The organism is Sorangium sp. So ce145 (assembly GCF_051525985.1).
In the GTDB taxonomy this organism is placed as follows: Bacteria; Myxococcota_A; Polyangia; order Polyangiales; family Polyangiaceae; genus Sorangium; species Sorangium cellulosum_B.
Genome location: NZ_CP150315.1, coordinates 357,396 through 370,275, shown reverse-complemented (window position 1 = coordinate 370,275; position 12,880 = coordinate 357,396). Strand labels below are relative to the sequence as shown.

Annotated in this window: 12 protein-coding genes; 9 read left to right on the top strand and 3 right to left on the bottom strand. The window is 73.4% G+C overall.

The window, feature by feature from the left end; all coding sequences use genetic code 11:
• The first annotated feature begins 59 nt into the window (after window positions 1-59).
• Genes WMF34_RS01380 through WMF34_RS01360 form a run of 5 tightly spaced genes read left to right on the top strand, consistent with a single transcriptional unit; the run spans window position 60 to window position 4,099 of the window.
• Window positions 60-806 (top strand): radical SAM protein, encoded by a 747-nt coding sequence (locus WMF34_RS01380; RefSeq protein ID WP_437992171.1) that lies wholly within the window; start codon window positions 60-62, stop codon window positions 804-806.
• The gene (locus WMF34_RS01375; protein ID WP_437992170.1) at window positions 803-1,879 is read left to right on the top strand and encodes a radical SAM protein; all 1,077 of its coding nucleotides are present in this window, start codon (window positions 803-805) and stop codon (window positions 1,877-1,879) included. Before WMF34_RS01380 ends, WMF34_RS01375 begins: the two co-directional genes overlap by 4 nt.
• Window positions 1,876-2,868, top strand: a complete 993-nt coding sequence (locus WMF34_RS01370) for a class I SAM-dependent methyltransferase (RefSeq protein ID WP_437992169.1) — start codon at window positions 1,876-1,878, stop codon at window positions 2,866-2,868. Before WMF34_RS01375 ends, WMF34_RS01370 begins: the two co-directional genes overlap by 4 nt.
• Before the next feature lie 11 nt (window positions 2,869-2,879).
• A complete protein-coding gene (locus WMF34_RS01365; protein ID WP_437992168.1) occupies window positions 2,880-3,497 on the top strand; it encodes an AAA family ATPase in 618 nt (205 codons plus the stop codon).
• Window positions 3,491-4,099: a Uma2 family endonuclease gene (locus tag WMF34_RS01360; protein WP_437992167.1), complete on the top strand. Its 609-nt coding sequence runs from the start codon at window positions 3,491-3,493 to the stop codon at window positions 4,097-4,099. The genes WMF34_RS01365 and WMF34_RS01360 overlap by 7 nt, the downstream gene beginning before the upstream one ends.
• Before the next feature lie 69 nt (window positions 4,100-4,168).
• Here the strand turns inward: WMF34_RS01360 and dnaX are convergent, their stop codons facing one another.
• Window positions 4,169-6,550, bottom strand: a complete 2,382-nt coding sequence (dnaX, locus tag WMF34_RS01355) for a DNA polymerase III subunit gamma/tau (protein ID WP_437992166.1) — start codon at window positions 6,548-6,550, stop codon at window positions 4,169-4,171.
• 399 nt (window positions 6,551-6,949) lie between these two features.
• On the opposite strand from dnaX, the gene WMF34_RS01350 reads away from it, so the two are divergent.
• The 4 genes from WMF34_RS01350 (at window position 6,950) to WMF34_RS01335 (ending at window position 10,784) form a co-directional block, all read left to right on the top strand.
• Window positions 6,950-7,273 carry a YbaB/EbfC family nucleoid-associated protein gene (locus WMF34_RS01350; protein ID WP_012232893.1) on the top strand — a complete coding sequence of 108 codons (324 nt, stop codon included), beginning with the start codon at window positions 6,950-6,952 and terminating at the stop codon, window positions 7,271-7,273.
• A complete protein-coding gene (gene recR / locus WMF34_RS01345) occupies window positions 7,270-7,986 on the top strand; it encodes a recombination mediator RecR (RefSeq protein ID WP_437992165.1) in 717 nt (238 codons plus the stop codon). Before WMF34_RS01350 ends, recR begins: the two co-directional genes overlap by 4 nt.
• A gap of 95 nt (window positions 7,987-8,081) precedes the next feature.
• A complete protein-coding gene (locus WMF34_RS01340) occupies window positions 8,082-8,468 on the top strand; it encodes a RidA family protein (RefSeq protein ID WP_012232891.1) in 387 nt (128 codons plus the stop codon).
• Between the two features lie 54 nt (window positions 8,469-8,522).
• Window positions 8,523-10,784 carry a hypothetical protein gene (locus WMF34_RS01335; protein WP_437992164.1) on the top strand — a complete coding sequence of 754 codons (2,262 nt, stop codon included), beginning with the start codon at window positions 8,523-8,525 and terminating at the stop codon, window positions 10,782-10,784.
• Between the two features lie 113 nt (window positions 10,785-10,897).
• On the opposite strand, the gene WMF34_RS01330 is transcribed toward WMF34_RS01335, so the two are convergent.
• Both WMF34_RS01330 and WMF34_RS01325 read right to left on the bottom strand, forming a co-directional pair.
• Entirely contained in the window at window positions 10,898-11,731 is an 834-nt protein-coding gene (locus WMF34_RS01330; protein WP_012232889.1) for a DUF4097 family beta strand repeat-containing protein, read from the bottom strand.
• A 152-nt stretch (window positions 11,732-11,883) separates the two neighbouring features.
• Complete coding sequence (locus WMF34_RS01325) at window positions 11,884-12,876, bottom strand: aminotransferase class IV (protein ID WP_437992163.1); 993 nt, start codon at window positions 12,874-12,876, stop codon at window positions 11,884-11,886.
• Window positions 12,877-12,880: the final 4 nt, after the last annotated feature.

The following is a 12,880-nucleotide window of genomic DNA, read 5'->3' as shown; positions in this document are numbered from 1 at the left end:
CTCCCCGGATCTCCTTCATCCCCTCCCCCCGCCGCCGTATCCTGCTCGCAGGAGGCTCCATGCCGACCGCGACGCGCCCCCAGAACGCCACGCTCACGGGCACGCTGCCGCTCGACCGCCCCACGGCGGAGCGGCCGCACCGGCTCTACGTGGCCACCTCGAACCACTGCAACCGCTCCTGCCCGTGGTGCTGCACCTGCTCGTCGCCCCGGGGGCAGACCTTCCTCGCCCTCGACCGCTACCTCGCGAGCTTCCCGGCCGAGGGCCCCTTCGAGGTGCAGCTCGAGGGCGGCGAGCCCACGATCCACCCGCACTTCGACGAGATGGTCCGCCTCGCCCGCGCCGAGCCCCGCTGCGCGCGCGTCGTCGTGGTGACCAACGGCGTCGAGATCCCGCGTGATCCCGCCGGCCTCGACGCGTGGCTCCGGAAGCTCGGCGAGCCCGCCACGATCAAGCTCTCGGTGAACCACCACCTCATCGAGAACGACGGCGGCCTGCTCGCCCTCGCATGCGCCCTGCGCGAGCGGCTCCCGGCGCTCGGCGGCGATCGCCAGCTCGTCCTGAACGTCCGGCTGCGCAAGACCGAGCCCGACGGCGATGCGTGGGTCGTCGAGGCGGTGCGCGACGCGGGGCTCCTCGAGCTCGCCAACGTGTTCCACCTCCAGCGCTATGGCTTCGCGCAGAAGCGCGAGGACTGGGACGAGCCTTTCCTCGTCGGGACCCATTTCACGATGCTCAACCCGGACGGCAGCGCCTTTGGCCCCGACCTCGTGGCGCGCTCCGACGCGATGAGGAGGCTGCCGTGAGCGCCCGCCCCTTCCGCGAGGAATGGCGCCGCCTGAAGAGCCGCGCCTTCGATCTCAAGGGCAACAGCACCGCGGGCGACACGGTGCGCTTCGACCTGTGGGGCCAGCCGGTCGAGGTCTATCGCAACGCGAACTTCTCCATCTACAGCCGTCAGCCCTGCAACGCGAAATGCCACTTCTGCGTCGAGGAGCTCAGGCCCGCCTCGCGCGGGCGCAGCCTGTCGGTGCAGAAGACCGTCGAGGACGACGACGGGCGCTATTTCGATGCCATGGCGGCGTCCCTGGAAGCGCTCCGGCCGCTCGATCCGACGATCTCGGTGACCGGCGGCGAGCCGAGCCACGATCCGCGATTGCCCCGCATCCTCGCGCTCGGGCAGGCCCACCGGGGCCGCAAGCGGACGCTCACGACGAACGGCTCGGGGCTGCTCCAGCAGCGCGAAGGAAAGCGGGTGATCGACTGGATCGTCGACACCGGTATCCAGCACCTCAACATCAGCCGCGCCCACCCCGATCACGACAGGAACGCACGGCTGATGGTGATGAAGGACGGCCTCCGCGCCGACGAGCTGCGCAGCGTCGTGGCGGCGGCGACGGCGGGCGGCACCCGGGTGCGCCTCTCCTGCGTGCTCCTCGAGGGGCAGATCGACGCGGTCGAGCCCATCGTCGATTACCTGCGCTTCGCCCGGTCGCTCGGCGTGGACAACGTGATCTTCCGCCAGCTGATGAAGACCGACCCGGCCGCGGTGGTCGAGAACCACGTCGTCAAATACAGCGATCGCGCCCGCGTCCGCCTCGAGCCGCTCCTCGACGCGCTGAGCGCCGACGCGCGGTTCTCGTTCGAGCGGCAGATCGTGGGTTATTACTACTATGTCGAGGTGTTCCGCTTCGAGGACATGGATGTCGTCTTCGAGGAGGCCGACCTCGCCCAGCTCGAGGAGACGAAGCGCTCGGGCCCGGGCATCGTCCACGAGCTCATCTTCCACCCCAATGCGAGGCTCGCCTCGACCTGGCAACCCTGGGACGGCGTGCTTGGCCCTCCCCCTTCGATGCGCGCCTCGCTGGCCACGTCATGACACCGCTCGTCATCCCCCTTCCTTACATCGGCCGGAATCTGCTCTTCCTCGAGGAGGTCCTGGACGAGCTCGAAGAGCGCGGCGCTCCTCACCCCCTCCTGTTCCGCGCGAGCGAGGCGGACAAGCTGGCTCGCCTGCTCGAGCACGGCACCGACCGCGCAGGATACCCCGGAGAGAGGGCCTGGACCGACGGCCCGGATCGAGGGCGGCCGATCCGGCACGAAGACGTGATCTTCGCGACGACCGAAGGCGAGATCCGGAGAGGGGAGCGGGAGCCCGAGCGGTCCACGTCGCTCAAGAAATTCGCCGTGATCGAGCGGCCCCTGTTCGTCGCGCACGACGCCCGCTGCTTCGTCAAGCTGTGCGACAGGCAGTACGAGTACCGCGATCCGACGCAGAAGCGAGCGGCGCTGCTCGCGCTGTTCCCGGTGACGCGGGTCGCGCCCATCCAGGGCTGGTTCTCCGAGGAGGACGGCCTCGCGTACCGCGCGCTGGTGCGCCCCATTCGGGGCGGCGCGATGGTCGAGGTGGGCTCGTGGAAGGGGCTCTCCACGGCGTACGTCGGGCGGCTCGCCGCGAGGAACGGGGTCGCGCTCCATTGCGTCGACACCTGGGCAGGCTCGAGCGACCAGTACGCCGACAGGTATCGCGCGATGCTCGCCGCGGAGGACGTGCCCGGCGCGTTCAGGGCGAACATGGCGGCGCTCGGGATCCAGCCAGACGTCCTCCGGATGGCGTCCACCGACGCGGCGGCGCGCTTCGCCGACGCCAGCCTGGATCTCGTGTTCCTCGACGGCTCGCACGACCGCGCGGCCGTGCTCGCCGATCTCGAGGCCTGGTGGCCCAGGCTCAAGCCGGGCGGCGTCCTGGCCGGCCATGACCACAACGAGGATCACGCGGGCGTCCTGGAGGCCGTCGCTCACTTCATGTCCCGCGCCGGGCGGGCGATCGAGCGCGGCGCAGGCTCGGTGTGGTGGGCGCGGCGATAGGTGGGCTGGTGATGAGCAAACCCCTCTTCGTGGCGACAGGGGCCTATTCGTGCGGCAAGACGACGACGCTCCGTCACCTCGCGTCCACGCGGGGCTACCGCGTGCACGGCGAGGCGCACCGGCGCGTGCTCGACGAGCTCGGCGCGCGCACCCACGGCCACGCGCCGGACGCACCGTTTCGCCCGATCGACGCGCCGGAGCACCTCTGTCCGATGTGCCGAAAGCGGGAGTTCGCCGCGCTCGTGCTGGAGGCCCAGAAGAAGATCGAGGCGGACGCGCGGGAGGGAGACTGGCTGGAGCGCGGGTACCTCGATCCGGTCGAGTACTACCTGCGCACGAGCGGAGAGGCGGAGTACCCCTGGCCGGAAGGCGAGCGTGCGTTCGAGCGCTATGCGCTGGTGTTCCTGTTCGCCGTGATGCCGGAGCTCCAGGAGCCGCGCTGGGGCAAGAGCAGAGAGGCGCGCGCGGCCGAGGCGGAGCGGATCAACCAGCGGCTCGGCGCGCTCTACCGCGCGGCGGGCTTCGAGGTGATCGACGTCGGCCCCGGCACGGTGGAGGCGCGGGCGGAGCTCCTGGCGAGCCGCGCGCGGCTCATCGAGCGCGCTATCCTCCGCGCGAGCCCATGGTAGCCGCCGCGCACATGCCGCTTCCGTCCTCGACCGCTCCTGCGGGGGAGGAGCGGTTCGTGATCCACGGCGTCCCCTGGCAGACCTACGTGAGGCTGCGGGACGAGCTCGACACCCCTGGCCTGCGGATGACCTTCTGCGAGGGAACGCTGGAGCTGATGAGGCCGTCCATCGATCACGAAGCGGCGAAGACCACCATCGCCCGCCTCATCGAGCTCTTCGCGCTGGAGCGGGACGTGCCTCTCTACGGCTACGGCTCGACAACGTTCCGGCGCGAGGCCAAGTCACGCGGCCTCGAGCCCGACGAGTGCTATTGCGTCGGCGGCACGCTGAAGGAATTCCCGGAGTTCGCGATCGAGGTGGTGTTGACGAGCGGCGGGCTCGACAAGCTGCCTGTGTACAGCGGGCTCGGCGTACCCGAAGTCTGGTTCTGGGAGCGCGACGCATTCCACATCCATGCGTTGCGCGGCGAGCAGTACGAGCCCATCGCGGCCAGCGAGCTCATTCCGGATCTGGATCTCGTCGCGCTCGCGCGCTTCGTGCGCTGGCCGGATCAACACGAGGCGGTCAAGGCGTTCCGCAGCTGGCTGCGAAACGGAGGATGAGGCCGTCCCGCCGCCAGCCCACGGCCATGCCCGGCGCGCCAGGGCGCATGGCGCGGCGGCGCGGGGCCCTCACCCGTCCGCGACGTCCTGAGCGAGCCGCACGTCCTTGAGCTCCGCGCCGAGCAGCTCGATCGCGGCCGTGACGAGCGGATGGTCGGCCACGGCGCGCTTGGCGGCCTCGACGCGGGCCTTGCGCTCTGCGGTCTCGACCTGGGCGAGCGACGGGCCGGCGCTGCCGCGGGTGATCGTCTCGAAGACCAGCTCGGCGGGGGCGCCGAAGTGGGCGCCGAGGACGCGGGCGAGCAGGTCGCGGGACACCGGCTCGGTGGCCTGGCCGGACAGGAACGAGTTCGCCTCGTAGCCGAGCGCGACGCGGGTCGGCGTGAGCTCCAGCACCGCCGCGTGCTCGAGGACGGAGGCGAGCGCCGGCCGCTGCACCCTGACCGCGGCGATCACCGCGCGCCATGTGGCGAGGTCCTCGGCGCTCATCGCCGGCGGCGGCGGCGCGCTCGACGCCGGCGCCGGGCTCTGCGCCGAGGGCGGCGCGCTCGACGCCGGCGCCGGGCCCTGCGCCGAGGGCGGCGCGCTCGACCTCGGCGCCGAGCCGGGCGCCACGAACTGCGGCGCGCTCTGCGGAACGGAGTACAGCGCGCCGCGCGGCGACGGTGGCGGAGCGCTGTCGGCGCGGTACGCGGGCGCGACCGCGCCGCTCGCGTACGGCGGCGCCTTCGCGAAGGCCGGCGCGGCGCCGCCGCTCGCGAAGCTGGTCGCGGCGCCGTGCACGCCCGGCGCGCCGTTCACGAAGGGGACGACGTTGGCAGCCGACGTGCCGCCCGCCACGACACCGCCGTTCGCCGCCATGCCGCCGTGCGCTCTCGCCACCCCGCTCCCGCCCGGCGCGCCATAGACGGCCGCCGCGCCGTTCGCTCGCGCCACGCCGTTCGCAGCCGCGCCAGTCACCGCCACGCCGTTCGCAGCCGCGCCAGTCGGTCTCCCAGCCCCGCCCGCGCCCGCTGCGCCGCTCGCGAAGGCGACGCCGTTCGCCGGGGCGCCGGTGGCGGCCGCACCGTTCGCTCTCGCCACGCCGGCAGCCGCCGGCGCGCCATGGAACGCCGCCGCGTCGTTCGCTCTCGCCGCGCCGGCAGCCGCCGCGCCGGAGGCGTGCGCGTCCTCGGGCGCAGCCTCGGCCGATGCCGCCCCGCGCCGGGGCGCAGCCGCTCCGCCGGAAGGCGCGCCGGGCCGCTGCGGCCCGCGCTCCGGCGCGCCGCCGCCGCCACCCCCGCCGCCGCCTCCGCCGTTCAGGCGCCGCTCGAGATCGCCAAGGCGGCGCAGCAGCTCGTCGATCGGCAGGAGCGGGGGCCTCCGCGCGAGCCGGACGAGCGCCATCTCGAACGAGGCGCGCGGCTGGCCGCTCCGGGCGATGTCGTCGAACGCGCGCGAGAAGCCCTGGTGCAGCCGCGTGAGATCGTCCGCGTCCGCCCGCGCCGCGAGCGCGCGCGTGTCGGCGACCTCCTCGTCCGCGAGATCCAGGAGCGGCGCCGGGTCCTCGCAGACCTTGGCCACCACGAGATCGCGCAGGTGGGCGAGGAAATCGCGGGCCACGTGGGGCAGATCGTACCCCTCCTGCGCGAGCTCGCCGACGATGCGCACGCACGCCGCAGGGTCGCCGTCCACGAGCGCGCCCGCGAGCCGGTGCAGCACGACGCGGTCGGCGACGCCGAGCACCTTCGCCACCCCCTCGGCCGTGATGCGATCGCCGCTCGTCCCCACCCACGCGATCACCTGGTCGAGCAGGCTCATCGCGTCGCGCATGCTCCCCGCCGCCTCCCGCGCGAGCGCGCTGAGCGCCGGGTCGTCGGCGGGGATCTTCTCCTGATCGAGCACCCAGCGGAGCCGCGCCGCGATCGCCTGCGCCCCGATGAGCTTGAAGTCGTAGCGCTGGCACCGGCTCAGGATCGTGACCGGGACCTTGTGCACCTCCGTCGTCGCGAAGATGAACTTCACGTGCGGCGGCGGCTCCTCGAGCGTCTTCAAGAACGCGTTCCACGCCGCGTTCGAGAGCATGTGGACCTCGTCCACGATGAAGATCTTGAACCGGTCGCGCGCCGGCCGGTACGGCAGGCTCTCCTGGAGCTTGCGCACCTCGTCGACGCCGTTGTAGCTCGCGCCGTCGATCTCCTGGACGTCGACGTCCGCGCCGACCGTGATCTCGGCGCACGGCGCGCACGTCTGGCAGGGCGTCGCCGTCGGGCCGTGGACGCAGTTCAGCGCCTTCGCGAGGATGCGGGCGCTCGTCGTCTTGCCGACCCCGCGGACGCCCGTGAAGAGGAACGCGTGGGCGACGCGATCCCGCGCGATGGCGTTGGCGAGCGTCGTGGAGACGTGCTCCTGTCCGACGAGATCCTCGAAGGACTGCGGGCGCCATTTCCGCGCGAGGACGACGTAGCTCATACGCTGCTCGACTAGCACCTTCTCGCGGGCGCGTCGCCGCGGCTGTGGCCGGTACGGAAGTCGCCCTGCATTCCGGAGAGTTTGCCAGAATTGCCGCACAAAATGCACCCAGCCCCGCGCCAGGCCCGGAACCGGCCGAAACCGGCCGGAACCGCGCCGCCGCACGCGCCAAGGAGCCCCTGGAGAGCGCGCCGACGAGCCCCCTGAAGAGACGGAGGAGCCCGCTCGCGGCGGGCGGCCCCGGAGGGCGGCGCCCGTGGTGCCGCGCGCTGCGTCGAACGGCCGCGCGCTGCGTCGGCGGGTCGCGCGTCCCGCGCCCCGCCTCGTCCCCTCCCCCTCCCCTTCTCCCCTTCACGGTTGCGGCGCGGCGCGGTTCACGGCATAGACGCCGATCTGAATATGCAATTTCGCGGCGGAATGAACGAGCTGGTTCGCCAGGCGGCGCGCGTGCAGCGCAAGATCGACCAGGTGAAGGGCGAGCTGAAGGACCGCGAGGTGAGCGCGACCGCCGCTGGCGACAAGGTCACCGTCGTGGTCTCGTGCGAGGGCAAGGTGCGCCGGATCGAGGTCGACCCCGCCTTCCTCGCGAGCGAGGGCCTGGAGATGGCGCTCGACGCCATCGTGGCCGCATCGAACTCGGCGCTCGAGGCGGCCGACAAGCTCGTCGAGACCGAGATCACCAAGGTGACCGGCGGCGTCAAGCTCCCCGGCATGCACACTTGACGGCGTTGCGCTCCCCGTCGTCGCTCCCCGGCTCCTCGAAGGTCCCGAACGGCGACCGGAGCGCGCCCGCGGCCGGCTTCCGGAGCGCGCCCGGCGGCCTGCCCGGCCGGCTGTCGCGGGTCGCCCAGCTGCTCGCGCGCCTGCCGGGCGTCGGCGAGAAGACGGCGCAGCGCTTCGCCCTCTTCCTCGTGACCGCCGGCGAGGACACCGCGCGCGACCTGGGGGGCGAGCTCGTCGAGCTCTGTGATCACATCAGGCCGTGCATCCGGTGCGGCCACATCGCCGAGCTCGACGACGGCGGCCGGGCGCTCTGCGCCATCTGCCTGGATACGCGGCGCGAGGGCGCGCTCCTGTGCGTGGTCGCGCGCGTCCAGGACCTCCTGGCGATCGAGCGGAGCGGGGCGATGCGCGGGCGGTACTTCGTGCTCGGCCGGCTCCTCTCGCCGCTCGAGGGGGTCGGCGCCGAGGAGCTGCCGCTCGAGGCGCTCCGGGCGCGCGTGCGCGATCCCGAGCAGCCGGTGAGGGAGGTGCTGGTCGCCACCCCGCCTTCCGTCGACGGAGAGGCGACCGCGCTCCTGCTCGCGCGGGAGCTCGGCGCGATGGGGATCCAGGTCACGCGGATCGCCAGCGGCGTGCCGCACGGGGGAGATCTGGAGTTCGCCGACCAGGTGACGCTGGGGCGAGCCATCGAAGGCCGGAAGAGCTTCGGCTAGCAGGAAACGCGAGAATCGGCCCCAGCCAACAAAAGCGAGGGCCGGGGCGGGCGGGCGTTCTTCACGCCGAAGCGCTCACGATATCAGAGGTCGACATGTCCAGAATCGCCATCACATCCGATCGGGCCCCGCGCGCCATCGGCCCCTACTCGCAGGCCGTCAAGGCCGGAGATCTCGTGTTCTGCAGCGGCCAGATCCCGATCGATCCCGCGACGGGCGAGCTCGTCGCCGGCGGGATCGAGGAGCAGACGGCCCGGGTGATCAAGAACCTGACCGAGGTGCTGTCCGCGGCCGGCGCGAGCTGGAGCGACGTGGTGAAGACCACGATCTACCTGACGGACCTCGCGGATTTCACCATCGTCAACCAGGTGTACGGAGCAGCCGTCGGCGGCGTGCTGCCCGCACGGGCGACGGTGCAGGTGGCGGCGCTGCCCAAGGGCGCCGCCGTCGAGATCGAAGCTGTTGCCCATCTTTCGCGATAATCGGGGAGCCGCGGCCGCGGTCCCCATCTCCACTATGTCCCCGGGAGCCTCGACATGAGCACAAAGAACGAGAGCGAGAGCACGGAGCGGACCGCCAGCGCAGTTTCCGAAGCTGCGCGCGAGGGCGCCCCCGATGCAGAGAGCGGAGACAAGCCGCGCGCGCGGCGGGTCGTCCGCTCGGCGAGCACGTCCGTCGGCGCGAGCGGCGTGAAGCGGACCGACGAGCCCTCCGAGGGCGCGCCGGCGCAGCCCGCAGGCGAGGCGCCGCGTCCCTCGTCGAAGGCCGCCGCAAAGGAACCGCAGGGCTCGCTGCTGGACGTCATCGCGCCCCGCAAGCGGCCGGCGCTCGCAGACGCGCCGCCGCCGACGACCGAGGACGCCGCGCCGCCGCCGGCCGCCGCGCCGCGGGTGGTGCGCGACTACCGCGCGCCCAGGCCCGAGCGGCCCGCCGCGGCCTCCGGCGGGCCGAGGCCCGACCGCGGGCCCAGGCCCGATCGCGGCCCGCGCCCCGACCGCGGACCGAGGCCCGACCGCGGGCCGCGCCCCGACCGCGGGCCCAGGCCCGACCGTGGACCCAGGCCCGAGCAGGGCCCCGGAGCGGCGCAGGTAGCAGGCGCAGAGCAGGGCGCGAGACCCGACCGCGGGCCGCGCCCCGACCGCCCCTGGTCCGACCGCGGGCCCAGGCCTGACCGTGGGCCCAGGCCCGACCGTGGACCCAGGCCCGACCGCGGGCCGCGCCCCGAGCGCGGGCCCAGGCCCGACCGCGGCTTCTCGGCGCGGCCGGCAGCAGAAGGCGGGCGGCCGCAGGGCCCCGGGGGCGCCGAAGGACGAGCGCCCGCCGCGGCGAAGCAGCAGCAGAGCGACCGGATGGTGACCGTGGTCGGCCAGGGCGCGACCGCGACGGTCGTGACGGGCAAGAGCGCCCGGCAGCCGCAGGGCCCGGCCAAGCCGGCGCACCTCCTCTTCGCGCTCCCGGCCGCCAAGGCGAAGCCGGTCGCGACCGCGGACAAGCCGGCGCTCACGGCGCGCGAGGCGCTCGGCGCGCGCACCGCGAAGGCCCAGCAGGCCGCGGCCACGGCGAAGAGCAAGGCCGAGAGCGGCGCCCGCCCGGAAGGCAGCCCGAGCGCCGGGGCGACGAAGGTCGACTTCGACGCCGAGGTGCTCGCGGCGGGCTGGGAGCGGGCGCTCGAGGCGCTGAAGTCGGCCGGCGACGCCGCGCCGGCGCTCGTCGACGCCTGGCTCGGCGCGTCCAACGCGGAGGCGATCGCGGCGGCCGCCGAGTCGGAGGACGCCTCCGGCGCGGCGCGGAAGGCGGCGCGGCGCGCGCTCAACGTGCTCAAGTCGCGCGGGGCGACGATCCCGACGCGCCCGCGCGTGGTGCGGCTCGCGGAGGAGCGCGCCGAGGTGATCGAGGCGACGCTCATCCCGCCCGACTCGAGCGGGACCGAGGCCATCGCGATCACGAGCCGCGACACCAGCGGCCGCTACCGGATCGCCGAGGTGATCGTGCGCGAGTCGGTCGGCGTGCTGCACGCCGGCGCGGGGTGGCTCAGCGGCTCGCAGATCAAGGAGGGCCGCGCGCGCGCGTACGAGAACCTGGGCACGGCGCCCGTGCCGGTCTCCCTGGAGTGGGCGCGCCACCGGATCGCGGCCGCGAAGCGGCAGAACGCGGTCTCGGGGCAGGTCGTGCCGCTCGGGTTCGAGGGATGTCGCGATCTCATCGAGCCCGCGCCGGACGCCGAGCCGAGGCACCCGGTGGCGGACCTCGAAGAGAGCCTGACGGACGAGCAGGTGACCGCGCAGATCGCTGGCTCCGCCGCGCTGCACGAGGAGCCCGAGTTCCGGCACTGGCTGCCCGCGCGGCCGGCGCTCGACGAGCTCCTGCAGAAGGTCGGCCAGCGGCTCGGGGCCGCCGGGATGCGCGATCCCGGGCTGGTGAACACGGCCCTGCGGGAGGAGATCGACCTCGCGACAGACCGCTTCTTCTCGCCCGAGGTGCGCGGGCAGCTCGCGACGCGGATGCGAAGCAGCGCCGTGTCGCTGCGGGCGCGCAAGGGCGACGCGGCGGCCACCACCGCCCTCGCCGTCGCGCGCGCCATCAAGGACGCCGGGCTGATCACCTCGCCGCCGCGGGAGATCCCCTTCCTGGCGGCCTTCTTCCAGAAGGCGCTCGGCGTGCTGGCGCAGCAGGGCGGCGGGCAGCTGCGGATCCCGGTCCCAGCCGGCGCCGTCCCGCCCGCGAAGGACGCCGCGGCAGGCGGCGAGGAGCCCGCCGAGGGCTCCGGCCCCGAGGCCCAGCCGTCGACCGGCGGCTGATCGGGAGCGCCGGCCTCGCCGGCGCGCCGGCGACGCGAAGCCGGTGACCCAAGGACCAGGAGGCGAGCCCGGGGCGACCCGGCGCTCGCCTCTCGGCTTTTGTCCAGGCGGAGCTACTTCACCGCGATGGTGATGTCGCCGTTCTCGGTGAACAGCTCGAGCAGGCCGCCGTCGCCGTCCCCCATCGTGTACGACGTCGCGCTGCCCTCGCCGGCCGTGGCCCACGTCGAGGGGATGCCCTGCTCCACGACGTCGCCGTTGAGCGTCTGCGCGGTCATCGTCCCGTCCACCCCGGCCGGCACCGAGAGCTCGATCGCGCCGTTGCCGGAGCTGATCGCGCCATCGGAGCTGCTCCACGCGTCGAGGTCGACGAAGACATGGCCGTTGTCGGTGGCCACGTCGATCGCGCCGCGCGCCCCGACCACGTCGATGCTGCCGTTGTCGCTCACCACCGTGGTGCCGCGGGACCGGGCGCCGTCCAGGTTGATCTCGACGCCGCCGTTGTCCTGCTCGACGCGGAGCCCGCCGTCGAACGCGGCGGGCAGGACGACCTGGATGTCGGCGCCCAGCCCTCCCCACCCGCCCGAGACGCGCCGCGTCGAGATCACGACATCGCCCTCGGTGATCGCGGCGAGCTTGAGGTCGTTCTCGATCTCCTCCACCGCGATCTGGTTCTCGTCCTTCTTGCGCATCGTGAACGGGGAGAAGGTGACCTCGACCGCGCTGACGTCCCCGATACGGACCTCGACGTCCCCGTTCTCGCTCACGACGCGGACGCTCTGGGTCGGTAGGTATTCGACCCGCGCGCTCTCCTTGGTGCCCTCGTAGCGCACGAGGGTCTCTGCGGTGATGGAGTTGTCGTCGATGCTCAGGGCACACCCGGCCGTCGCTGCAGCGGACACGGAGCACACCAGAAAGCAGGCGATTCGAAGCGAGCGATTCATCATGGATTCCTCTCGGGCAGAGTGTACGGCGGGCGAAGTGCGAGCCCCATCCGACCCGCGCAGGGAACGTGCCGGCCAGCTCTTTGGACGCGCGCTCCGAGCGACACGTCATGGATCGCAAGATTTCGACGCTGTCGAACCGGGCCGCAGCGGGCTCAGGGCGTCTCCCACGGGAGGGGCATCGCACCAGCGCCCACCCTCCTGCGGAAAGCCGCGTGCAGCGCCCGGGTCTTCGGGCCGGGGACACCCGCGCCGATCGTGTGGGCGTCCACGCGAACGACCGGGACGATCTCCCGGAGGCTCGAGGTGATGAACACCTCCTCGGCGGCGAGGAGCCGGGCCATCGTGACCGGCTCGCAGCACACCGGCATGCCGAGCTCGCCCGCGACGTGCATCACGTGGGCCCGGGTGATGCCGACGAGGATCCCCGCCTCCTTGGGGGGCGTGATCAGCAGGTGTCCCGGGTTCTCCGCGCCCTCGTGCGCCGCGGGCCGCCGCTCGACAAGGAAGACGTTGGACGTCGTGCCCTCGACCACATGACCTGACGGGTCGAGGATCAGCGCCTCGTGCGCCCCCGCGGCCCGCGCCTCGCGCAGGGCGAGCAGGCTCTCGAGGTAGTTCGAGACCTTGGCGCCGGGCGCCGCGTCGCCGGCCCGCTGGGTGCAGATCGTGATGACCGCGATCCCTCCGCGGTAGAGTCCGCCCGGCAGCGGCTTCAGCGGCTCGACGAGGATGACGCGGAGGGGCGCGCCCGCGAGCGACGGATCGAGCCCGAGCGGGCCGCTGCCGCGCGTCAGCATCACGCGGATGGTGCTCTCGAGCGGCGCGGCCGAGCCCGCGGCGGACGCCGAGCCCGGAGCGCCCGCCGAGCCCGCCGTGGCCCCGGCGCTCCCGGGCGCCGTCGCTGCCCGGAGCAGCGCGACGACCTCGCGGCCGAGCTCGTCGCGCGGGATCGGCAGGGCGATCGCGATCCGCTCGGCCGAGCGCTCTAGGCGAGCGAGGTGCTCTTCCAGAGCGAACGGCTCGCCGCCGTAGGTGCGGATGGTCTCGAAGACGCTATCGCCGTAGAGGAAGCCGCGGTCGTAGACCGAGACCCTGGCCTCCTCCGGCCGGTGGATGACACCATCGATGCTGACTAGCCGCGTCACGCGG

Excerpts from the sequence above, each read along its gene's own strand:
- WMF34_RS01335 (WP_437992164.1), top strand. The coding sequence starts at position 8,523 with ATGAGCACAAAGAACGAGAGCGAGAGCACGGAGCGGACCGCCAGCGCA.
- WMF34_RS01350 (WP_012232893.1), top strand. The coding sequence starts at position 6,950 with ATGCAATTTCGCGGCGGAATGAACGAGCTGGTTCGCCAGGCGGCGCGC.
- WMF34_RS01360 (WP_437992167.1), top strand. The coding sequence starts at position 3,491 with ATGGTAGCCGCCGCGCACATGCCGCTTCCGTCCTCGACCGCTCCTGCG.
- WMF34_RS01365 (WP_437992168.1), top strand. The coding sequence starts at position 2,880 with ATGAGCAAACCCCTCTTCGTGGCGACAGGGGCCTATTCGTGCGGCAAG.
- WMF34_RS01330 (WP_012232889.1), bottom strand. The coding sequence starts at position 11,731 with ATGATGAATCGCTCGCTTCGAATCGCCTGCTTTCTGGTGTGCTCCGTG.
- dnaX (WP_437992166.1), bottom strand. The coding sequence starts at position 6,550 with ATGAGCTACGTCGTCCTCGCGCGGAAATGGCGCCCGCAGTCCTTCGAG.
- WMF34_RS01380 (WP_437992171.1), top strand. The coding sequence starts at position 60 with ATGCCGACCGCGACGCGCCCCCAGAACGCCACGCTCACGGGCACGCTG.
- WMF34_RS01370 (WP_437992169.1), top strand. The coding sequence starts at position 1,876 with ATGACACCGCTCGTCATCCCCCTTCCTTACATCGGCCGGAATCTGCTC.
- WMF34_RS01340 (WP_012232891.1), top strand. The coding sequence starts at position 8,082 with ATGTCCAGAATCGCCATCACATCCGATCGGGCCCCGCGCGCCATCGGC.